General features: G+C 74.7%; 17 protein-coding genes. 8 read left to right on the forward strand and 9 right to left on the reverse strand.

Features of this window, described 5'->3' with window-relative positions:
• Position 1: 1 nt before the first annotated feature.
• Entirely contained in the window at positions 2-2,911 is a 2,910-nt protein-coding gene (locus tag M3T53_RS02830) for an N-acetylmuramoyl-L-alanine amidase family protein (RefSeq protein WP_272432943.1), read from the reverse strand.
• Positions 2,912-3,081: 170 nt separating this feature from the next.
• On the opposite strand from M3T53_RS02830, the gene M3T53_RS02835 reads away from it, so the two are divergent.
• From M3T53_RS02835 to M3T53_RS02845, 3 genes are all read left to right on the forward strand, one after another.
• Entirely contained in the window at positions 3,082-4,050 is a 969-nt protein-coding gene (locus M3T53_RS02835; RefSeq protein WP_272432944.1) for a glycosyltransferase family 2 protein, read from the forward strand.
• 87 nt (positions 4,051-4,137) lie between these two features.
• The gene (gene rfbB / locus M3T53_RS02840) at positions 4,138-5,145 is read left to right on the forward strand and encodes a dTDP-glucose 4,6-dehydratase (RefSeq protein WP_272432945.1); all 1,008 of its coding nucleotides are present in this window, start codon (positions 4,138-4,140) and stop codon (positions 5,143-5,145) included.
• A 15-nt stretch (positions 5,146-5,160) separates the two neighbouring features.
• Entirely contained in the window at positions 5,161-6,090 is a 930-nt protein-coding gene (locus tag M3T53_RS02845) for a glycosyltransferase family 2 protein (RefSeq protein WP_272432946.1), read from the forward strand.
• A gap of 21 nt (positions 6,091-6,111) precedes the next feature.
• On the opposite strand, the gene M3T53_RS02850 is transcribed toward M3T53_RS02845, so the two are convergent.
• The gene (locus M3T53_RS02850) at positions 6,112-6,837 is read right to left on the reverse strand and encodes a TIGR03089 family protein (protein ID WP_272432947.1); all 726 of its coding nucleotides are present in this window, start codon (positions 6,835-6,837) and stop codon (positions 6,112-6,114) included.
• A gap of 216 nt (positions 6,838-7,053) precedes the next feature.
• Between M3T53_RS02850 and M3T53_RS02855 the strand changes: the two genes are divergently transcribed.
• Genes M3T53_RS02855 through M3T53_RS02865 form a run of 3 tightly spaced genes read left to right on the forward strand, consistent with a single transcriptional unit; the run spans position 7,054 to position 11,824 of the window.
• Positions 7,054-7,323, forward strand: coding sequence for a WhiB family transcriptional regulator (locus tag M3T53_RS02855; protein WP_442866920.1), 270 nt, complete (start codon positions 7,054-7,056; stop codon positions 7,321-7,323).
• On the forward strand, positions 7,320-10,430 hold the full coding sequence (locus M3T53_RS02860; protein ID WP_272432948.1) for a glycosyltransferase family 2 protein: 3,111 nt from the start codon (positions 7,320-7,322) through the stop codon (positions 10,428-10,430). Before M3T53_RS02855 ends, M3T53_RS02860 begins: the two co-directional genes overlap by 4 nt.
• Positions 10,427-11,824, forward strand: coding sequence for a DUF5719 family protein (locus M3T53_RS02865; protein ID WP_272432949.1), 1,398 nt, complete (start codon positions 10,427-10,429; stop codon positions 11,822-11,824). The genes M3T53_RS02860 and M3T53_RS02865 overlap by 4 nt, the downstream gene beginning before the upstream one ends.
• Positions 11,825-11,848: 24 nt before the next feature.
• Here M3T53_RS02865 and M3T53_RS02870 read toward each other — a convergent pair whose 3' ends face one another.
• Positions 11,849-12,271, reverse strand: coding sequence for a metallopeptidase family protein (locus tag M3T53_RS02870; RefSeq protein ID WP_272432950.1), 423 nt, complete (start codon positions 12,269-12,271; stop codon positions 11,849-11,851).
• A 68-nt stretch (positions 12,272-12,339) separates the two neighbouring features.
• On the opposite strand from M3T53_RS02870, the gene M3T53_RS02875 reads away from it, so the two are divergent.
• Positions 12,340-12,816 carry a DUF3499 domain-containing protein gene (locus M3T53_RS02875; RefSeq protein WP_272432951.1) on the forward strand — a complete coding sequence of 159 codons (477 nt, stop codon included), beginning with the start codon at positions 12,340-12,342 and terminating at the stop codon, positions 12,814-12,816.
• 7 nt (positions 12,817-12,823) lie between these two features.
• Here the strand turns inward: M3T53_RS02875 and M3T53_RS02880 are convergent, their stop codons facing one another.
• On the reverse strand, positions 12,824-13,669 hold the full coding sequence (locus M3T53_RS02880; protein ID WP_272432952.1) for an RDD family protein: 846 nt from the start codon (positions 13,667-13,669) through the stop codon (positions 12,824-12,826).
• Between the two features lie 19 nt (positions 13,670-13,688).
• Here M3T53_RS02880 and M3T53_RS02885 point away from each other — a divergent pair, with 19 nt between their 5' ends.
• Entirely contained in the window at positions 13,689-14,681 is a 993-nt protein-coding gene (locus M3T53_RS02885) for a stage II sporulation protein M (protein WP_272432953.1), read from the forward strand.
• Positions 14,682-14,715: 34 nt separating this feature from the next.
• On the opposite strand, the gene M3T53_RS02890 is transcribed toward M3T53_RS02885, so the two are convergent.
• From M3T53_RS02890 to M3T53_RS02910, 5 genes are read right to left on the reverse strand one after another with little or no spacing between them, the layout of a single operon-like run.
• The gene (locus tag M3T53_RS02890) at positions 14,716-16,050 is read right to left on the reverse strand and encodes a DUF58 domain-containing protein (protein WP_272432954.1); all 1,335 of its coding nucleotides are present in this window, start codon (positions 16,048-16,050) and stop codon (positions 14,716-14,718) included.
• The gene (locus tag M3T53_RS02895; protein ID WP_272432955.1) at positions 16,050-17,045 is read right to left on the reverse strand and encodes an AAA family ATPase; all 996 of its coding nucleotides are present in this window, start codon (positions 17,043-17,045) and stop codon (positions 16,050-16,052) included. Before M3T53_RS02895 ends, M3T53_RS02890 begins: the two co-directional genes overlap by 1 nt.
• On the reverse strand, positions 17,038-18,216 hold the full coding sequence (locus M3T53_RS02900; protein ID WP_272432956.1) for a DUF4350 domain-containing protein: 1,179 nt from the start codon (positions 18,214-18,216) through the stop codon (positions 17,038-17,040). Before M3T53_RS02900 ends, M3T53_RS02895 begins: the two co-directional genes overlap by 8 nt.
• Positions 18,213-18,830, reverse strand: a complete 618-nt coding sequence (locus tag M3T53_RS02905; protein ID WP_272432957.1) for a DUF4129 domain-containing protein — start codon at positions 18,828-18,830, stop codon at positions 18,213-18,215. The genes M3T53_RS02900 and M3T53_RS02905 overlap by 4 nt, the downstream gene beginning before the upstream one ends.
• Positions 18,827-20,065 carry a DUF975 family protein gene (locus M3T53_RS02910; RefSeq protein ID WP_272432958.1) on the reverse strand — a complete coding sequence of 413 codons (1,239 nt, stop codon included), beginning with the start codon at positions 20,063-20,065 and terminating at the stop codon, positions 18,827-18,829. Before M3T53_RS02910 ends, M3T53_RS02905 begins: the two co-directional genes overlap by 4 nt.
• Between the last annotated feature and the right edge of the window lie 42 nt (positions 20,066-20,107).

Raw genomic sequence — 20,107 nt, forward strand, 5'->3', positions numbered from 1 at the left:
CTTACAGCGTCGAGCCGAACCAGCCGCGGTAGATCCGCCAGAAGTTGCGGTTGCCGTAGGCCGAGCAGGAGTCGCCGCTGCCCGTCATGTTGGCGAGCGCCGCGGCGTTGGGCTGGTAGGGCGTGTAGTTGTAGAGGGCGGCGGTCGCCCGGTTGGAGATCGTCACGCGGGAGGACCCGCACGAGGCGTTCGGATGGTAGGCGATCGAGTAGGTGCCGCCGGCGGCGTAGGAGTAGGACGAGGGGTTGGCGCCGTAGTCGACGAGTCGCGACGCCGCGTAGTAGACCTGCGGGGCGAAGCCCCGGTAGGACGCGGAGCAGGCGGCGGAGTCCGGGCAGCCCATCCCCAGGGCCTTGTCGTAGCGCGACAGGGAGGCCCCCGAGCGCAGGGAGGCACCCGACGCGGTGACGAGCCCCTGCTCCTTCTGGAGCATGACGAGGAGGACTTCTGCGCTGACGCCGCAAGCGGCGGAGGTCTTGGCGATGATCGTCGCGGCGCTCTCGTCGGCGGCGCCGGTATAGGCGCTGCAGTGGGGGGCGGTCATCGTCGACGTCGTCGTCCGGTAGTCCTTGAGGCACGGGGTGCCGTCGGGGGCGGCGACGCAGCCGGGGTTGCGGGCGTCGAGGAAGGATTGAACGGCGGCGGCGCTCATAGTGGCCCCGGTGAACATCTTCTCGTCGGAGATGATCTGACCGGCGGCGAAGGCCGTCGACGAGGCGGTGCGGCCGGTCCACGCCCCCGTGGAGGAGAATCCGTGGGCGACCCCGTCGATGGTCCGGGTCCCGGTGGCCATGGCCCCCGACGAGTCGAGCCAGTACCAGGTGCCGCGGTCCTCGAGCCATCCGGTCGTCATGGCGCCGGTGTCCGGGTTGAGGTGGTACCAGGTGCCGCGGTCCTCGAGCCATCCGGTCGTCATGAGGCCGGTGTCGGGGTTGAGGTGGTACCAGGTGCCACGGTCCTTCACCCACCCGGTCCGGCGCAGGCCGGTGTCGTCGTGGAGGCGCCAGCCGTCGTCGGTGTCGACCCATCCGGTCGCCATGACGCCGGTGGGCGAGAGCCAGTAGGAGCCGGAGGCCAGGTCGAGGGCGCCGGTGCGCATGAGGGCGGTCGTCGGGTCGAGGTAGTACCAGGAGCCCCGGTCGAGGAGCCAGCCGACGGTCCGCGACCCGTCGGCGCCGTAGTGGCGCCAGCCGTCGGAGGAGGTCCGCCAGCCGGTGAGCTGGGCGCCGGTCTTGTCGTCCATGAGGTACCAGAAGCCGTCGACGAGGACCCATCCTCGTTCGAGGGCGCCGGAGGGGGCGAGGCGGTACCAGGAGCCGTCGAGGCGGAGCCATCCGGTGCTCGTGTAGCCGGAGCGGTCGAAGTGGTAGGTGGCGCCGTCGATGGTCGACCATCCCGCCGCGGGGTAGCGCCCGTCGGAGAGGCGCCACCACCATCCAGCGGCGTCGCGGGCCCACGCTCCGCTCCCGGACAGGTCGGGGGCGCCGTCGGGGGTCGGGGAGACGAGGGTCTGGGGCGCGTCGGACTGCGCGGTGGGAGCGCTGGGCGAGGGGGCCTGGGGCTGCGCGGGCTGGACGACGGCGGAGGGATGGGCGGGCGCGGCGTCGATGGTCTCCTGCGCGTAGTGGCGGAAGTCCGCCATCCTCGCGTAGGCGGCGTCGCCCGGGCAGGCGGTCGCGTTGACGTCGCGGTGGCCGACGATGCGCGCCAGGGTCGCCCCCTTGTGGGCGTAGAGGCCGCTGCCCGAGGCGTTGGTCGCCCCGGCGCGGCCCAGCTGCCAGCCGGCGAGTCGACCGACGGTGCGGATCGTCGCATCGGAGGGGGCCGAGGAGGTGTAGGTCCCGAGCATCGAGATGCCCATGGTCCCCCTGTTGTAGCCGCGGGCGTGGCCGGCCTCGACCATCTGCCCGGCGGGGGCGGTCGCCGACCCGGAGCGCCCCTCGAAGGCCCGTCCCCACTTGTCGACGAGGAAGTTGTAGCCGATGTCGCCCCATCCCAGGGTCTTCGCGTGGTACTCGTAGACGCCGCGGACGACCGAGGCGGACTGGTCCATCGTGTAGTCGTTGGTCCCGGCGGTGTGGTGGATGACGACGTGGGCGGTCGGGTAGTACTCGGGATCCCACGTCATCAGGGATTCGTCCGCCCCCCATTGGGCGCGCGAGGTGACGCCGACGGGCAGGTCGTTGGCGGTGGTTGTCGCGGGCACGAGGGCCGCGAGGCGGGAGGGCGAGGCGACTGAGGCGCCGACGCCCGTCCCATTCGGCTCGAGAGCCACAGAGGGCGCCGGGTCGGGTGCGCCCGGGTCGTCGGCCGCATCGGGGGCGAGGCCGGTGGACGGCGCGTCGACGGCGCTCAAGGAGGCGGAGGGGAGGACCTCCTCCTCGCCGTCGGGGTCGGCGGGCACGAGGGCGAGGCGCAGGTCCTCGGGCAGGCCGGAGCCCTCGTCGCCGATGCGCACCTGGACGGCCCGGGCGCCGCCCGTGATGAAGGGCTCGGTGCCGTTGCGCACGGATCCGTCGGCGACGGGGGAGGACTCGGCCTCGATGGCGAACCAGTTGGACCACAGTCCGTCCCTCTCGACGCGGATGAGCATCGAGGCGGCGACCTCGGGGCCGCCGGTCCACGTCAGCCCGGCGACGAGGAACTCTTCGACCTCGATGGGCAGGGTGAGGACGGCGGCCCCGCGAGCCGGGTCGAAGGAATCCGAGGCGCCGACGGGGGAGTCCTCCTCGAGGGCGGCGGTCGCCGCCGGGGTCGGGTCGCCCTCGGGCGTCGTCAGCTCGACGATCTGCACGGGGGAGGCCCCGTCGTCGCCCGCCCGGGGGGTCGGCGACGGGGAGGCCGTCCCGGTGAGCGGGGAGAGGGCGAGGAGGGCGGCGAGCGCGAGGGCGCTCGTGGTGGCCAGTGGCATGGAGTGCTCCGGTGAAGAATGGGACTGGTGATGCTAGTCCGAGCAAAATAGCACGAACCGCAATGATTGTGGTAGACCATCCCGGATCCCGCTCCTCTGCTACGTTGAGGAGGCCCGGAACGCGGCCGACGAGGCCCCGGACATCTGCGGAGCGGAGGTAAGAAGACACCATGACTGAGCGCATCAGCGTCGCCCTGTGCACCTGCAACGGCGCGCCCTACATCGCCGAGCAGGTCGAGTCGATCCTCGCCCAGACCCGTCGCGTCGATGAGATCGTCCTGGGCGACGACGCCTCGCAGGACCCCACCGTCGAGATCGTCGAGGGGCTCCTCGCGGGCGCGCCGATCGACCTCGTCGTCCGGCGCCACGACCCCGCCCTCGGCGTCGCCGCGAACTTCTCCGACGCCATCGCCGCCACCACCGGCGACGTCGTCCTCCTGTGCGACCAGGACGACGTCTGGCATCCCGACAAGGTCGAGCGCCTCCTGCGCGGCCTCGACGGCGTCGACCTCGTCCACTCCGACGCCCGCCTCGTCGACGCCGACGGGCGGCCCCTCGGCGCCCTCCTCCTCGACGAGCTGCGCGCCAGCCGACGCGAGCGGCTCGGGCTCGCCGACGGCGACGCCCTCGCCGTCCTCCTGCGGCGCAACCTCGTCACCGGCGCGACCTGCGCCGTGCGCGGCGACTTCGCCCGCGCCGCGGTCCCGGTCCCCGACGGCTGGATCCACGACGAATGGCTCGGGATCCTCGCCGCCCTCGACCACCGCCTGCGACTGATCCCCGAGGCCCTGACCGACTACCGCCAGCACGGCGCCAACCAGATCGGGGCGCGCAAGGAGGGGCTCGTCGAGCGCCTCCGGCGCATGACGGCACCCGACCCCGACGACGACCGCCGCCGCCTGACGCGCGCGACGACCGCCGCCGCACACGCCCGGGACCGGGGACTGGGCGGCGCCGGCGACCGCGCCCGCCTCGACGAGGCCGCCGCCCACCAGCGGGCCCGCAGCCTCATGCCCGCCGGGCGCCTCGCGCGCATCCCGACGATCCTCCGGGAGGCCCTCTCGGGCCGCTACGCCCGCTGCTCGCGGGGACTGCTCACCCTGGGGCGGGACCTCCTCCAGGTCAGATGGCGCCCCTGATCGGCGACAACGGGTCCCACCGGGCTCCCGCGCGCCCCGGCATCCGGCATACTGGATCGGACTGAGCCAGCCGTCCAAGGAGTTGCAGTGAAGATCGTCGTCACCGGCGGAGCCGGATTCATCGGCGCCAATTTCGTCCACACCCTGATCGAGGACCACCCCGACGTCGACGTCGTCGTCCTCGACAAGTTCACCTACGCGGGCAACCGCGGCTCCCTGACCGACATCGACGCCGAGCAGGCCCGCCGACTGACGATCGCCGAGGGCGACATCGCCGACGCCGACCTCGTCGACGCGCTCGTCGCCGACGCGGACGCCGTCGTCCACTTCGCCGCCGAGTCCCACAACGACAACTCCCTCAACGACCCCTCGCCCTTCATCCGCACGAACCTCGTCGGCACCTACACCCTCCTTGAGGCCGTGCGCCGGCATAAGGTCCGCTTCCACCACATCTCCACCGACGAGGTCTACGGCGACCTCGAGCTCGACGATCCCGCGAAGTTCACCCCGGAGACCCCCTACAACCCGTCGTCGCCGTACTCCTCCTCCAAGGCCGGCTCCGACCTGCTCGTGCGCGCCTGGGTCCGCTCCTTCGGCGTCGAGGCGACGATCTCGAACTGCTCGAACAACTACGGGCCCTACCAGCACATCGAGAAGTTCATCCCCCGGATGATCACCAACCGCCTGCGCGGCGTGCGCCCGCGCCTGTACGGCGACGGCCTCAACGTGCGCGACTGGATCCACGTGCGCGACCACAACACCGCCGTGTGGGACATCCTCCTCAAGGGGCGCATCGGCGAGACCTACCTCATCGGCGCCGACGGCGAGACGAGCAACAAAGAGGTCGTCGCCATCCTCAACGAGCTCATGGGGCACCCGGCCGACGACTACGACCACGTCACCGACCGCCCCGGCCACGACCTGCGCTACGCGATCGACAACACGAAGCTGCGCGAGGAGCTCGGCTGGGAGCCCCGGTTCACCGACTTCCGCTCGGGCCTGGCCGACACCATCGCCTGGTACGAGGCGAACGAGGCGTGGTGGGCCCCCCTCAAGGACGAGGTCGAGGCCAAGTACGCCGCCGAGGGGCACTGACCCGGCCGCCCCGCGATGACCCACGAGCCCGCGCCCCGCGTCACCGTCCTCATGGCGGCCTACAACGGCCGCCGGTGGATCGACGAGCAGATCGACTCCGTCCTCTCCCAGGAAGGGATCGAAACCCGCCTCGTCGTCTCCGACGACGGGTCGACCGACGGCACCCGCGAGCGGCTCGTCGACCGGGCCCGGGCCGACTCGCGCCTGACCCTCCTGCCCCCGCGCGAGGGCCCCCCCGGCGTCGCCGAGAACTTCCTCCACCTGTTCGCCGGGCACGCCCCCGACGGCTCCCACGTCGCCTTCTGCGACCAGGACGACGTGTGGCACCCCGACAAGCTCCGCCGCCAGCTCGCCCTCATGGCGCGCGAGGGGGCCGACGTCGTCTCCTCGAACGTCACCGGTTTCGACGAGGAGGGTCGGCGCTTCCTCATCCGCAAGTCGGGGCCCCAACGGACCTGGGACCACCTCTTCGAGGCGGCCGGACCGGGATCGACCTACGTGTTCAGCCCGTCGGCGCACGAGCGCCTCGTCGGCGTCCTGGCCGAATTGGACCACTCGGGCATCGGCGTCCACGACTGGTACCTGTACGCCCTGGCCCGAGCCGTCGGGGCGACGTGGGTCATCGGGGAGGAGCCGACCCTGGACTACCGGCAGCACTCGGCGAACGTCCAGGGCGCCAACAGCGGCGCCGGGGCGCTCGCCTCCCGCGTGTCGAGGCTGCGCTCGGGCTTCTACGCCGAGCAGTTCCTCCTGACCGCTCGCGCGGTCGCCGCGTGCAACGCCTACCCCGAGCCGGTCAGGGCGGACCTCGCCGCCCTCATCGACGAGCTCGAGGGCGGCGGCCTCGGCGCGCGCCTGCGCTTCGCCCGCCGATGGCGCCAGATCCGGCGCAACCCCGTCGAGGGGCTCCAATTGGCCGCGGGGCGGGTCCTGGGGATCTGGTGACCGGCGGCGCGGGCGCGCGCCTCATGCCGAGTAGGCGACCCAGCCTCCGTCGACGCGCTCGGCGGCGAGCGCGCGCTCGGCCTCGTCCGGCGCCACCGAGCGGGGATCGACGAGGACGACGCTGCGGCCCGACAGCCACTGGTCGAGGACTCGGCTGGGGTAGGAGGGGCCGGTCGTCACGAGGGCGACTCGTGTCCCGCCGACCGGGGCGACGGGGGCCTCGCCGCGCAGCCCCTCGGCGACCGCGGCCTCGAGGGACGGCGTCGGGGTGGGGGGAGCGCAGACGAGGGAGTCGGGCTGGGACATGATCGCCGCGAGCGCGTCGACCGCGCCATCGGGCAGGTCGGCCCCGTCCCAGCCGAAGGCGAGGAAGTCCCGCGGCTGGAGGAGGGCCCACGCGCCCGCCGCCAGCGCCGCGGCGACCTCCTCGTCGTCCTCGTGGGAGACGAGGACGTCGCCGGCGAGCGGGCGCGGCCCCGGCCTGGAGCCGAGGACCTCCCAGCCCATTCCGCGGGCGGCGGTCTCCCAGACGACCCGCTGCCACGGGTCGAGGGCGGCTCGGAGACGCCCCGGTCGCGGATCGGGGCTGAACGGGTCGGCGAGCTCGTCGGCGAGGAGGTTCGCGATCTTCGCGAGCCACCGCGCGGCCACGGGGCCGGACAGCTCGACGCGGTGGGGGGCGTACGCCGTGAGCGCCGGGCCGGGGGAGGAGGCCAGGGAGGAGATGAGGGCGGGGAGGTCGGTCACGCTCCGAGCGTAGCGTCGGCGCCGTCATCGCGCCGATTCCGGCCCTTCCTCGGCGGATCGGAGCGGATGCCGGAGGCGGCGGGCGCCGTCGGAGCGGGACTCATCTCATTAGTCCTCGCCCGCTTGACTTGCGAGGATGACACGCGTGTAATTCTCATATTGACGCAATCGCAATGAGGAGACGACATCGTGTGGAACATCCTGGGTGACGGGCCGATCGCATGGTCCGGCGCATCTGATGTCGACGTCCTCTCCCTGGCCGACGGGCCCCTGGCCTGGCAGCAGCACGCGTTGTGCGCCCAGACCGACCCCGAGGCCTTCTTCCCCGAGAAGGGCGGCTCCACCCGCGAGGCCAAGGCCGTGTGCCAGTCCTGCGAGGTCCGTCAGGAGTGCCTCGAATACGCCCTCGCCAACGACGAGCGCTTCGGCATTTGGGGCGGCCTGTCCGAGCGCGAACGGCGCCGCCTGCGCCGTCTGGCAGGGTGACCCCTCGCCCGCGCACGGGCATCGCCGCGCTCGTCGTCACCGACGGGCGCGACGACTACTGTCGAGCGGTTGTCAGCGCGCTCGACGAGCAGACGATGGCGCCCGACCTCGTCATCCTCGTCGACGCCTCCCCCGGCGGCGACGGAGCCCGGTCCGCGCCCGAATCCGCGCTCGTCCTGACGGTCCCCGGCGCGCGCACCCTCGGCGACGCCATCCGCCGGGCCGTCGCCTCTCCCGACGCCCCCGATGAGCTGACCGGGGCCCGCTGGTGGTGGATCCTCCACGACGACTCGGCCCCCGAGCCCGACTGCCTCCTCGAACTGTGGGAGGTCGCCGACAGGGGGAAGACCATCGCCGCCGTCGGCCCCAAACAGCTCGACTGGGAGGGCGAGCGCCTCCTCGAGGTCGGTATCCTCGCGACCCGCAGCGCCCGCCGCCTCGAACGCACGACCGACGGGGAGATCGACCAGGGCCAGTACGACGCGACGAGCGACGTCCTGGCCGTCGGCACCGCCGGGATGCTCATCGATCCCGAGGCCTGGGCCCTCACCGGGGGCACCGATCCCGCCCTCGGGCCCTTCGGCGACGGCCTCGACCTGGGACGCCGCCTCCACCGGGCCGGCAAACGGGTCGTCGTCGCCCCCCGGGCCCGGATCCGCCACCGACAGGCCTCCTACGACAACGGCGCCGGAACGGACGCCTCCTACGCGGACCGGCGCTACGCCCAGCTCTACAACTGGCTCAAAGCAGCCCCCGCACCCCTCGTCCCCCTCCTGGGCGCATGGCTGGTCGTCTGGACCCCCGCCCGCGCCATCGGACGGGCCATGACCGGCGACGGCCGCCTCGCCGTCCCCGAGATCGTCGCATGGCTGCGCGTCGTCGCCGCGACCGGCCCCCTCATCGCCGGCCGCTGGCGGGCCCGGCGCGCCGCCGCCGTGCCCGCGCGGGTGCTCAGGCCCCTCGAGATCAGCCCCCGCGCCCTCGCCGCCCGCAAACGGCTCGACCGCAGGACCGCCCGGGACGGCGGCCGCGCCCAGCACGAGCCCGCCGATTCCCTCGCCTCGGCCTCCTTGCGGTCGCACCGCGCGTCCTGCCTCGCGCTCCTCGCCGCAGTCCTCGTCGCGACCTCCATCGCCTCCGTGGCGACCTGGTGGGGCGGGGGCGCCGGGCTCGCCGGCGGCGCCTGGACGAGCCTGCCCGCCTCGTGGAACGACCTGTGGGACGCCGCCTGGGCGTCCTGGACCCCCGGGGGCGACGGCCGGCCCTCGCCCGCCGACCCCCTCCTGGGCGTCCTCGCCCTGGTGACGTGGCCCCTCCACCTCTTGGGAACCTCGCCCGACTCCCAGGCCGTCGGCCTTCTCGTCGCCGCGGCGCCCCTGTCCGCCGCCGCCGTCTGGCCCCTCGTCAGTCGACTCACCGCCTCGCCGTACGCCCGTGCGGGCGGCGCGCTGACGTGGGCCGCCTGGCCGGCGCTGGCGCTCTCCCAGTACGAGGGGCGCCTGGCCGGCGTCCTCTTCCACATCGCCGCCCCGCTCGCCGCGGCCGCCGCCCTGTCGGTCCTCGGCCTGACGACGCGGGTCCGCGCCGACGGCGCGCTCGGCCCGATCGACCTGCCGCGTCGGAGACTCGGAGGCTCCCTCGGCGTCCTCGCCCTGGCCTGCGCCGTCCTCATGGCCTGCGCCCCCTGGACCGGCGTCGCGCTCCTCGGCGGCGCCCTCCTCGCCCTGGCGCTCGTCGGCGCCCGGGCCCGCGGCCTCCTCGTCGCGCTGATCCCCGGGATCGTCCTCGTCGGCCCGATGGCCGTGTCGGCCCTTGGCGCCGACGGCGGATGGCGCGCCCTCGTGACGACCGGCGGGGGAGCGGGGGACACCGGGGAGCCGGCCGCCTGGCAGACCGTCCTCGGACTGCCCTCGGCCCCCGACTGGGAGCCCCTCGGCCTCATCCTCCTCGCCTCGTCCGGCGCCCTCCTCCTCGCCGCCCTGACCGCCGTCGGGCTGATGGCCCTGCGGCCCCGGCCCGGGGGCGTCCGCGCCCTTGGCCCCGTCCTCGGACTCGTCGGCGCCGCCGTCCTCCTCGGGACCGCCGTCATGATCTCCCGCGTCCCCGTCGCCGTCGTCCACGGCCAGATCGCGCGCGCCTGGGACTCCCCGGCCCTGTCCCTGGCCGGCCTCGGCCTGCTCGCCGCCGTCCTCCTCGCCCTGCCCGCCGGCGCCGCGTGGGATTCCGAGGCGATGAGGACGACGGGGCGCATCGGCCTGGCCCTCGGCCTCGTCGCCGCCGTCGCCCTGTCCGGCCCGGTCCTCGCCCGACTCCACAACGCCGGGGCCGATGCCGCTCTCGACACGACCGCGAGGGCCGCGGGCCGCCACGTCGCCGGCCTGCCCGTCCCGATGATCTCCGCGGTCTCCGCCCAGGCCCAGGCGTCCGACCGCGCCGGACGGGTCCTCGTCCTCTCCGGGCGCGACGACGGCGGCGTCGACGTCGCCCTGTGGCGGGGCTCCGGGCCGTCGATCACCGACGCCTCCGCCCTCTCGCGCCTGACCGGCCTCGACGGCCCGGACGAGGCGGCCGACCACCTCGCCCGTCTCGCCCTCACCCTCGCCGTCTACCCCGATGAGACGACCGTCGCGGCCCTCGCCGATCACGGCGTCGACACCGTCCTCGTCCCCGTCGGGGCCGACGCCGCCCCCTCCCTCGCCGAATCCCTCAACCGCGCCCCCGGCCTCGAACGCGTCGGGACGACCGACGCCGGACAGGTGTGGCGCCTGCGGCCGGGGGGTCTCGTGCCCGCCCGCGCGCGACTCGCCTCCGGCGCCGCCGGATGGACGCCGGTCGCCGGCGGGAGCCTCGGCGTCGACGCCGACATCGATGCGGCGGGGACCCTCCTCCTCGCCGAGCGCGCGGACCCCGGATGGCGCGCCGCCCTCGACGGCGCCCCCCTGGACCCCGTCCCGTCCGCCTGGCACCAGGCCTTCGCGGTCCCCGGCCCCGGGCGCCTCGTCGTCGACCACAGCCCCTGGTGGCGACTGCCCTGGCGGATCGCCTCCCTGACGGCCCTCGGGGCCGCCGCCGCCCTCGCCCTGCCCCTGCGCCGGAGGCGCCGATGAGCCTCCGACACCGTCTCCCCGCCGCCGCCGGCCTCCTCGCGGCCCTCGCCGCGATCGTCGGGGCCGCCGCCGCCGACCGGTGGGCGCCCCCCGTCGCCGCCGAGGCCCCCGCCCCCGCGGTCTACTCCGCGTCCCCGGCCTCCGTGGCCCTCGCCTGCCCGCCCGGGGTCCTCAATCCCTTCGACGCCGCCGCCCCCGCCGCCCCGGCCTCCGCGTGGACGACCACCGGGATCGGCGCCGACGACGAGGCCCCCCGCGTCCTCGAGGCCCACGCCGACGACGGCGGACTCGACGTCCCCTCGGGATTCGTCCTCGCCGGGCAGGGAGGCGGGGAGCTCCTCGGCCTGTCCGCCACGTCCTGCGCCTCCGCGTCCCTCGACCAATGGGTCGTCGGCGGGTCGACGACGGTCGGCGACGACCTCCTCCTCGTCCTGTCGAACTCGGCCCAGACGGCCTCCATCGTCTCCGTCACCGGGTACGGCGCCACCGGCCTCATCGACGAGACCCCCCAGCAGGTCACCGTGCCCGCCGGGCAGACCCTCACCGTCCTCGTCGCCGGCTGGTTCCCCGACGAGGAACGGCTCGCCCTCAACATCGCCGCCGACGGCGCCGGCGTCGTCGCCTGGGCCCAATACTCCTCGCTCGACGGCGAGACCCCGCGCGGAGCCTCCTGGATCAGCCCGACCCGGCCCCTGGACCGGCAGGTCATCGGCGGGCTCGACCCCCGCGGGCGCGCCTCCGTGAGGATCGCCGTTCCCGGGGCGGACCCCGCTCACGTCGCCGTCTCCGTCATCGACGGCGACTCCACGCGCCCCGTGCCCGGCGCCGACGTCGACGTCGATGCCTCGACCGTCCTCGACATCCCCATGGGCGGCATCGCCTCCGGCCCCGACCCGGTCGCCCTCCTCATCGAATCCGACGCCCCCGTCGTCGCCTCGGCCTCGGTGGTCCTCGAGGGCGAGCAGTGGCCCGAGGCAGACGCCCGCTGGGCCAGCCGCGGCCACCTGGGCCCCGTCACCGCGTCCACCGAGGCGGCCCTGCCCGGCTCCGCGCAGATCTCCCGTCTCGTCGCCGCCCAGCTCGACGCGCCGGCCCTGCGGGCCACCGCCGTCGACACCCCGTCCGGCGCCGGACCGTCCCGCGCCCGACTGCTCCTCATCGCCGACGAGGCCCCGGCGCGGGTCGCGCTCGGCGACGAGAGGATCGAGATGAGCGCCGGGACCGCCCGCGTCCTCGACCTGCCGGAGGAGGACTCCTCCCTGACCTCGGACGCGCCGATCCGGGCGGTCCTCCTCATCGACGCCGACGCGGCGACCGCCCCCCTGCAGGCGACCTGGCCGGTAGGGGCCCTGGGAGTCTCGGCGCGCAGCGCCCCCGTCCGAGTCGACGGATGAGGAGCCGCGGCCGCCGCGGCGGCATCAGGCGAGGAAGTCGTCGAGCTCGTCGGGCGGGATGACGAGGAGGTGCGAGACGCGGTCGGCCACTACCCGGCGGACGACGTCCTCGACCTCCTCGGGCGCCGAGCGCAGGACGATCGGCAGCCGGTAGACGACGATCCGATCGCGCAGCCCCCTGCGCCGATCCGCGGGGAAGATCCTCGCGAGCACCGACGAATGGGACTCCCACGCGGCGGGGTCCGACGGGGGGACGTCCTCCGTCGCGAACTCGATGGTCGCGACCTCGGGCCACATCCGGGTGAGCTCGGCGATGAGGGAGGCGACGGATTCGTCGAACGCCTCGCGCCGGGTGCGCCGCGCCGGGGTCCCGGGGAAGAACAACGGGCCCCGGGGGCCGCGTCCGTGGCGGTCGCGTCGGGGTCGGGCGGGCAGTGGCGTCGGCACCGCACCAGCCTAGCGGCCCGACGGCGCCGGTCACACGGACGCCGCCCCGCGGGGCGTACAGTGGGACGGTGATTTCGGCCCGACACTGCTCCAAGCCCGGATGCTCCCGCTCCGCCGTGGCGACCCTGACCTACGACTACCGGGACTCGACCGTCGTCCTCGGCCCCCTGGCGACGAGCGCCGAGCCGAACGCCTACGACCTGTGCGACGAGCACGCCGAGCACCTGACGGCCCCGCGCGGATGGCAGGTCGTCCGACTCGCCACGAGCTTCGAGCCGGCCCCGCCCAGCGGCGACGACCTCATGGCCCTCGTCGACGCCGTGCGCCGAGCCGCCCACGCCCCCCAGGAGGCGCGACCCGCCGACCGTCGTCCCGCAGCATCGCACTCCCCGGGCGCCGCCGACCTCGGGCCCTTCGCGGACCCCGCGCCGCAACCGGCGCGCGCGACGGGCGAGCCGGAGACCCGCAGCGCCCTCGATCCGCAATCCCCGTACGCCCAGCGGCGCGCCCGGTTCCACGTGATCTCCGACCCCGCGGCCCCCTGAGAGGCCCTCAGGCGCCCTCGCCGATGCCGAAGGGGGCGCGGACCGCGCGGGACGCCCTGGAACTGGCCGCCTCGAGGCGGGCGGACTCGCGAGAATACTCGCGGTCCCGCAGGATCACGAGGACCGCCGCGATGAGCCGCTCGGGGTCCGCCCCGGCCGGAGGCGGGGTCTCGACGAAGGAGAGCATCCGCTCCGCCAGGTCGCGCGCCGCCCGCTCGCGGATCGCCGGGGCCATCCGACGGTTCGACCGCAGGTAGTCGAGGGCCCTCGACTGAAGATCCGGCGGGCACCCGAGGACCACCGCCGACTGCGCCCACGGCGCCAGGTCCGGGGGCATGAGGATCACCGGATGGCGCCTGCCCCGCGGCTCGGGGACGACCATCGTGCCCGCCGCCACATCGCCCAGGCGCTTGCCGCGCGGCGAGACGATGAGCGCCGTCAGCCCGATCGACCCGAGGGACACCCAGATCTCGAGGATCCCCCCGAGGGCGCGGACCAGGCAGTGCCGTACGGTGACGACCCCGCCGTCGTCGCGCACCACCCGCAGGCCGAACGCCCACTTGCCCAGCGACCGCCCGCGCGTCGAGGCCTCGACGGACACCGGGACGACGACCGCGATCGTCGCGAACGTCAGGATGGCCAGGGCGCGAGCCAGCGACTGGGACGGGCGGTCGAGGGCGGGGATGACGATGAGGGCCGCCAGGAGGGTCGTCATCACCGAGGTGAAGACGTCGACGAGGGTGGCCGCCACCCGCAGGAAGGGGGAGGCCGGCCGGACGTCGAGCTCGACGGCGGCTCCGGTCGTGATCGAATCGGCGTCGATCCGGCGGATCGGGGCGACGGGGGCACTCATGTATGACACGCTAGCGGACGTGGACATCGATGCGCTCAAAGCCTCGCGGGCCGCCCAGTGGGCGCGCCTGCACGACCTCGCCCGGACCCGCTCCCTGACTGGCGAGCAGATCGACGAACTCGACCTCCTCTACCGGCGCACCACCGCCGACCTCGCTGACATCAGGACGACCTCGCCCGACCCGGACACGATCCGCCTCCTGTCGCGCGACCTGGGCGCCGCCCGCGCCCGCCTGACCGGCACCCAGGGGGCGTCGACCGCCGCGATCTCGCGGTTCTTCCGGCTGAGCCTGCCCGCCGCCCTGTACTCGATCCGCTGGTGGATCATCGGCGTCACCGCGATCTTCCTCCTGGCCGCCGCCGCCCAGGCCGCCTACGTCATCCACACCCCCGGGGTCCTCGCGTCCATGGGCTCGCCGGAGTCCCTGAAGAACTACGCGCACACCGACTTCGTCGCCTACTACCACCAGGACACGAACGCCGAGTTCGGGCTGTCCGTGTGGGCGAACAACGCGTGGATCGCCCTGCAGTGCGTCGGCGGGGGCATCACCGGCGTCTACCCGCTCTACGTCCTCATGCGCAACGCCGTGTCCCTGGGCACCAGCGCCGCCGTCGTCGTCGAGTACGCGGGCCCCTGGCACTTCTTCCGCTTCATCCTCCCGCACGGGCTTCCCGAGCTCATGGCCGTGTTCATCGCCGGCGCCGCGGGGCTGCGCGTGTTCTGGGCGCTCGTCGCCCCCGGACCCGTCCCCCGGATCGAGGCCCTGGCCCGGGCCGGGCGCGCGATGGCGACGATCGGCGTGGGCTGCGTGATCCTCCTGTTCGTCTCCGGCCTCATCGAGGGGTTCGTCACCCCGTCCGGGCTGCCGTCGATCGTCAAGATCGGCCTGGGCTCCCTCGTCCTCCTGGGCGTGTGGGTCTACATCCTCATCGTCGGGTCCTACGCGGCGGAGGCCGGGGCGGACGGGGACCTCGACGCCGACGCCGGCTACGCGCTCCCGGTGGCCGGATGAGGCGGGCGGGGACCGTCCGGGCCCCGCGCCGGTCTCACAGCAGGCCGGCCTTCTTCAACCGCATGTAGGCGTCGGCCGTGCGCGCCGGCAGGAGCCCGGCCTCGGCGGCGACGACGACCGCGCCGGAGCGCGACGCGTCGGCGCAGCCCGCCGCGTCCTCGCGGGCGGCCCGGGAGGACGCGGCCGCCAGGTACACCTCGTCGGCGTCGGAGCGGCCGGCGAGGGCCGAGACGGTGCTCGGGTCCTGAGCGGAGGCCACGACGACCGTGTGGGTCGCCGACAGGGCGGCGACGGCGTCGAGGAAGTCGGGGTCGGCCCCCGCGGGGGGCACTTCCGTGGCGAGGACGACGAGGGCGCGGTGGCGGACCGTGCGCGACACCTCGGCGACGACGAGGCTCCAGTCGAGGGGGGCCAGGGCGGGGGAGATGTCGACGAGGGCGTCGGCCGCCGCCTGGAGGAACCCGGGTCCGCGCGCGCCCGACACGCGGGCGCGGACCCGGCGGTCGAGGACGAGGAGGTGGACGCGGTCCCCGGCCCGATCCGCCAGGGCCCCTAGGAGCAGCCCCGCCTCGATCCCCGCGTCCAGGCGGGGGGCGACCCCCAGGTCGATGCGGTCGGCGTCGCCGTCGTCGGCGCCAGCCCCCAGGAGCGCCGCTCCGCAGCGGCCCGAGTCCAGGACGATGACGACGTGGCGGTCGCGCTCGGGGCGCCAGGTGCGCACGACGAGGCCGTCGGAGCGGGCGGACGCCCGCCAGTCGATGTCGCGCGGGTCGTCGCCGCGCACGTACTCGCGCAGGGAGTCGAACTCGGTGCCGGGCCCGCGCATGACGGTCGCCGACGCCCCCTCGAGCTCGTGGAGCCGGGCCAGTCGGGAGGCGAGGAGGCGCCTCGCCCGGAACGCCGGCAGGACCGCGAGGGACAGGGGGGCGTCGAGGGAGACCTGGCGGGCGGCCAGGCGCAGCGGCCCCCACGCGCGCAGCGTCACGTGGTCGGCCCTGCGGACCCCTCGGCGCTCGGGCCGCAGGAGGGTGACGGCGCGGGCGCTCCCCCCGGCGCCGATCCTCAGGCGGTGCCGACCGGGCTCGGGGTGCAGGGAGGGGGGCCAGGCGTCTCGGGCGTCGACGAGGACGCCGCGCCGATGGGGGTTCGTCACGACGAGGACGGACTCGGCCGTCTCGTCGGCGCGGATCGGGCCGGTGGCCTCGCGCCGCACGCCCAGGCCGCGCGGGCTCGGCGCGAGGACGAGGTCGAGCGCGCAGACGGCGGCGACGAGCACGAGCCAGGCCCACGCGGTCCTCACGTGGGGGAAGGCGACGACGAGGGGGGCTCCGAGCAGGGCGAGGGCGCCGACGCGCCACGAGATGCTCATCAGCGCGGCACCGGGACCCGGGCGAGGATCCCCTCGACGACGGCGCGCGCGGTGACGCCCTCGAGATCTGCCTCGGCGGTCAGGCTCAGTCGGTGGGCGAGGGTCGAGGGCGCCATCGCCTTGACGTCGTCGGGGGTGACGAAGCCGCGCCCCTGGAGGAACGCCCATACGCGCGAGGCCCGCAGGAGCGCGGTCGCTCCTCGCGGGGAGACGCCGAGCCGGACGGACGGGGAGGAGCGGGTCTCCCGCACGAGGTCGACGAGGTAGGAGAGGACGGCGGGGGAGGCCTCGACGGCGCGGGCGGCGCTCCGGGCCGCGAGGATCTGCTCGGGCCCGGCGACGGCGCGTACCCCGGCCTCACCCAGGGACATTGGATCGAACCCGCCCTGGTGGCGTGCGACGACCTCGAGTTCGGCCTCGCGCGAGGGGAGGGGGAGCTCGAGCTTGAGGAGGAACCGGTCGAGCTGGGCCTCGGGCAGGGGGTAGGTGCCCTCGTACTCGACGGGGTTCTGGGTCGCGACGACCATGAAGGGGTCGGCGAGCCGGTGCGTCTGCCCGTCGACGCTCACCTGGTGCTCCTCCATCGCCTCCAGGAGGGCCGACTGGGTCTTGGGGGGCGTGCGGTTGATCTCGTCGGCGAGGACGAGGTTGGTGAACACCGGGCCGGGGCGGAAGTCGAAGGAGGACGAGCCCGCGTCCCACACGAGGGATCCCGTGATGTCGGCGGGCATGAGGTCGGGGGTGAACTGGATGCGGTTCGTCCCGATGTCGAGGGCGGTGGCGAGGGTGCGCACGAGGAGGGTCTTGGCGACGCCGGGGACGCCTTCGAGGAGGGCGTGGCCGTCGGCGACGAGCGCGATGATGAGGCCGGTGACGGCCCCGTCCTGGCCGACGACGGCTTTGCCGATCTCGGCGCGCACGTCGATGAGGCTCTGGCGCGTGGCGAGCTCGTCGTCGGTCAGGGCGCGGCCCGTGCCGTGGGTCGGTTCAGTCATGGCGGATCTCCTTCTCGAGGTCGTCGAGGTCGTGGATCAGGGCGACGAGGTCGCGATCGGTCGTGGGCGCGGGCCCCCACAGTAGGGCGTGGGCGCGGGAGGGCTCGACGCCGGCGCGGGCGAGGGCGCCGGCGAGGGCGTTGGCGTCGGCGGAGGGGGCGACGCCCAGACTGCGCGCCAGTCGTTCGGCGCAGGAGGCGCGCAGGGAGTCGGCGGCGCGGCCGCGGGCCTTCGCCCGGCGCAGGAGGCGCGCCTTGCCGATGAGGGTCTCGGCGGCCGGCACGTGGGCGGGCAGCTCCTCGGGGACGAGCCTGCCGAGCCGGCGCCCGCGCGCGGCGCCGATGAGGATCAGCCCGGCCGAGCCGAGGACGAGGAGGGGGATCGTCCAGGGGGCGTCGACGTCGGCGGCCTCCGACAGGGAGTCGGAGAAGTCGGCGACGTACCAGATCACCCGGTCGGTGCCGCCGATGGCGTGGAGAGCCAGGGCGGCCGATCCCTCGTCGAGGATGCTCCGGTTGCGCACGATCGCCGAATCGGCGATGACCGCGCGCGACGGGCCGGCGCCGGTGCTCTGGGCGTAGCCGTACATCGCCAGCCCGTCGACGTCGGTCCCCTGCGGGAAGCACAGGTCCCAGTGGGAGTCGACGAGGCCGCGCGCATCGGGCCCGACCCCGTAGGTCGAGGCCGGCAGGGTGCGGGCGGCCCGGGCCGCGGGCGCGTCGCACGAGGCGCCGACGGGGGCCCCGGACTCTTCGTCGAACAGTATGTCGGCGCGCAGCCCGGGGATCGCGTCGCCGTAGAGCTGCTCGGTGCCGATGTAGACGACCGGGGAGTCGAGGCCGGCGATGGCGTCGGCGATCTCCAGGCTCATGCGCGACGGGAAGGCGACGACGACGGTCGTCGCCTCGTCGGCGCGATCGACGACGGCGGCGGCGTCGTCGAGGACCTCGACGTCGACGCCGTGGTCCTCGAGGACGCTGACGAGCGCCCTGCTGCCCTCGGGCCCCCTGTTGTCGGCCCCGAGGACCCGGTCGTCGTAGGAGGCCTGCGGGAGGACGAGGAGCGCCAACGAGGCGGCGACGACGATCGCGGCGATGGCCAGGCCCGCTCGGGCGCGCCCCAGGAGCGTGCGCGCCGTGGGCGTGACGATGGAGACGTCGGCGGCCCTCATGAGCGGGCCCCCAGGGCGGTCATGACCTCGTCGGACAGGCGGGAGAGCCGGTCGACGTCGGCGGGGGAGGCCCCGGCGTCGCCGTAGCGGATCGCGTCGAAGGCGTCGGCTTCGCGGGTCAGGGGGGCCGCCAGGCCCGGGAGGCGCGCGCCCGCGTGGGCGGAGGCCTCGTGGGCGGTCAGGCCGGGGCCGTCGTGGACGAGGCCCGCATCGGCGAGCCGCAGGACGAGGACCCGGTAGGACCAGACGAAGGCCTCGTCCCACCGGGCCCCCTCGCGCGCGGAGTCGAGGGCGCCGAGGGCCTCGACGATGCCCGTCGTCTCGGCGTCGAAGACGGCGCCGGCGGCCCGCCTGCGCGCGCGGATCGGGTTGCGCACGACGATGACGACGATGACGACGAGGGCGATGGCGAGGAGGGCGAGGACGACGACCTCCAGGGGGGGCCTCCAGTCGCCGGAGCCGCTGAGGACGTCGGCGAGGTATTGGAGGACGCGGCGGATCGCCCGGGTCAGGGGGCTGAGCTCCTCGGAGTACTCCGGGCGCGCGAGCTCGTCCGACAGCCAGGACCGGGCCTGGTCGTCGTCGGGGGTCAGGGGCGCGCCGGCCGGGGTCATGGGCGCGCCTGGGCGGCCGCTGCCAGGGCGGGGGCGAGGTTCTCCGACAGGAACCGCTGATCGAGGTACATCAGCACCTGGTAGGCGGTGGTGATCGGCATGATGACGGAGGTCAGGAGGAACGTCAGGGACATCGACAGGGGGAGGAACACCGTGGGGGGCAGGGCGACGGCGGCGACCCCGGTGATGACGCCTGTGCCCGTCGACAGGATGCCCGAGGCGGCCCCGGTCAGGGCGATGATGAGGAGGAGGCGCCCGGCGGTGCGCCAGAAGGCCCCGCGCGTCAGCGCCCACGACCGCTTGAGGGCCTCGACGGGGCCCGCCTCCTCCAGGACGACGGTGATCGGCGTGTAGAGGAAGCGGATCTGGAGGTAGAGGGAGGGGGCCACCGCCAGGACGACGAAGACGATGACCATGAGGATGACGAGGACGATGCCGCCCCCGCCGTCGGATAGGCCGATGATTTGGCTGGCGATGAGGAACCCGACGCCGACGAGGACCGCGCCGACGACGAGCACGGCGATCGTCCCGATCAGGGAGACGAGGATCGTCGCGCCGATCAGCGGGAGGAACCGGGGCGTGAAGCGCGACCACGCCTCGGCCAGCGTCGGCTTGAGGCCGAGCACGGCGTCGGCGACCGCGATGGACAGGACCCCCGACAGCAGGAGGGTGGCGAAGAAGGACCCGGCGGACGACAGCAGCGACGTCGTCAGCAGGCCGGCGATCTGGGAGGAGACGGCGGTCAGTTCGTCGTCGATCGAGGCCTGCGGATCGTCGAGTCCGCCGATCAGGAGCGCGTCGGAGCTGAGGAACATGCCGACCCCGGAGATGACCGCGACGACCGCCATGACGGCGACGGAGAAGCCGAAGAGGACCGTGGGGTTCGAGCGGACCGCTCGGAAGGTCCCCTCGAAGAGCTCGCCGAGGCCCAGAGGACGCAGAGGGATGATGCCCGGCTGAGGCGCGTATCCACGCGGATCGGGGATCCCGGGGGCCGGCTGCGGGGCCCGCGGGGCGGGTCCGCCGCCGACCGCGTCGGGACGCGGGGGAGTCGTCCACCCGGGCTGGTCCGGGGCGCTCCACGAGGTCGGGGCCTGGGGGGCTCCGGGGCCCGCGGGAGTCGGGGGAGGCGGGGTCGCGGGGCCCACGGGGGAGGGGGGCGCGGTCGGGGCGCCGGGGGGCGCCCACTGGTCGGGCTGCTGATCCGGGGAACTGGGCCCCATCGGGTTGGTCATCGGTCCTCCTCAAACGGCGAGCGCCCCCATCGTGCCATGTTC

It is taken from the genome of Actinomyces sp. B33 (genome assembly GCF_028437565.1).
In the GTDB taxonomy this organism is placed as follows: domain Bacteria; phylum Actinomycetota; class Actinomycetes; order Actinomycetales; family Actinomycetaceae; genus Pauljensenia.

Coding starts and splice junctions, on each gene's coding strand:
- M3T53_RS02830 (WP_272432943.1), bottom strand. CDS start 2,911: ATGCCACTGGCCACCACGAGCGCCCTCGCGCTCGCCGCCCTCCTCGCC.
- M3T53_RS02835 (WP_272432944.1), top strand. CDS start 3,082: ATGACTGAGCGCATCAGCGTCGCCCTGTGCACCTGCAACGGCGCGCCC.
- M3T53_RS02845 (WP_272432946.1), top strand. CDS start 5,161: ATGACCCACGAGCCCGCGCCCCGCGTCACCGTCCTCATGGCGGCCTAC.
- M3T53_RS02865 (WP_272432949.1), top strand. CDS start 10,427: ATGAGCCTCCGACACCGTCTCCCCGCCGCCGCCGGCCTCCTCGCGGCC.
- M3T53_RS02880 (WP_272432952.1), bottom strand. CDS start 13,669: ATGAGTGCCCCCGTCGCCCCGATCCGCCGGATCGACGCCGATTCGATC.
- M3T53_RS02890 (WP_272432954.1), bottom strand. CDS start 16,050: ATGAGCATCTCGTGGCGCGTCGGCGCCCTCGCCCTGCTCGGAGCCCCC.
- M3T53_RS02895 (WP_272432955.1), bottom strand. CDS start 17,045: ATGACTGAACCGACCCACGGCACGGGCCGCGCCCTGACCGACGACGAG.
- M3T53_RS02900 (WP_272432956.1), bottom strand. CDS start 18,216: ATGAGGGCCGCCGACGTCTCCATCGTCACGCCCACGGCGCGCACGCTC.
- M3T53_RS02905 (WP_272432957.1), bottom strand. CDS start 18,830: ATGACCCCGGCCGGCGCGCCCCTGACCCCCGACGACGACCAGGCCCGG.
- M3T53_RS02910 (WP_272432958.1), bottom strand. CDS start 20,065: ATGACCAACCCGATGGGGCCCAGTTCCCCGGATCAGCAGCCCGACCAG.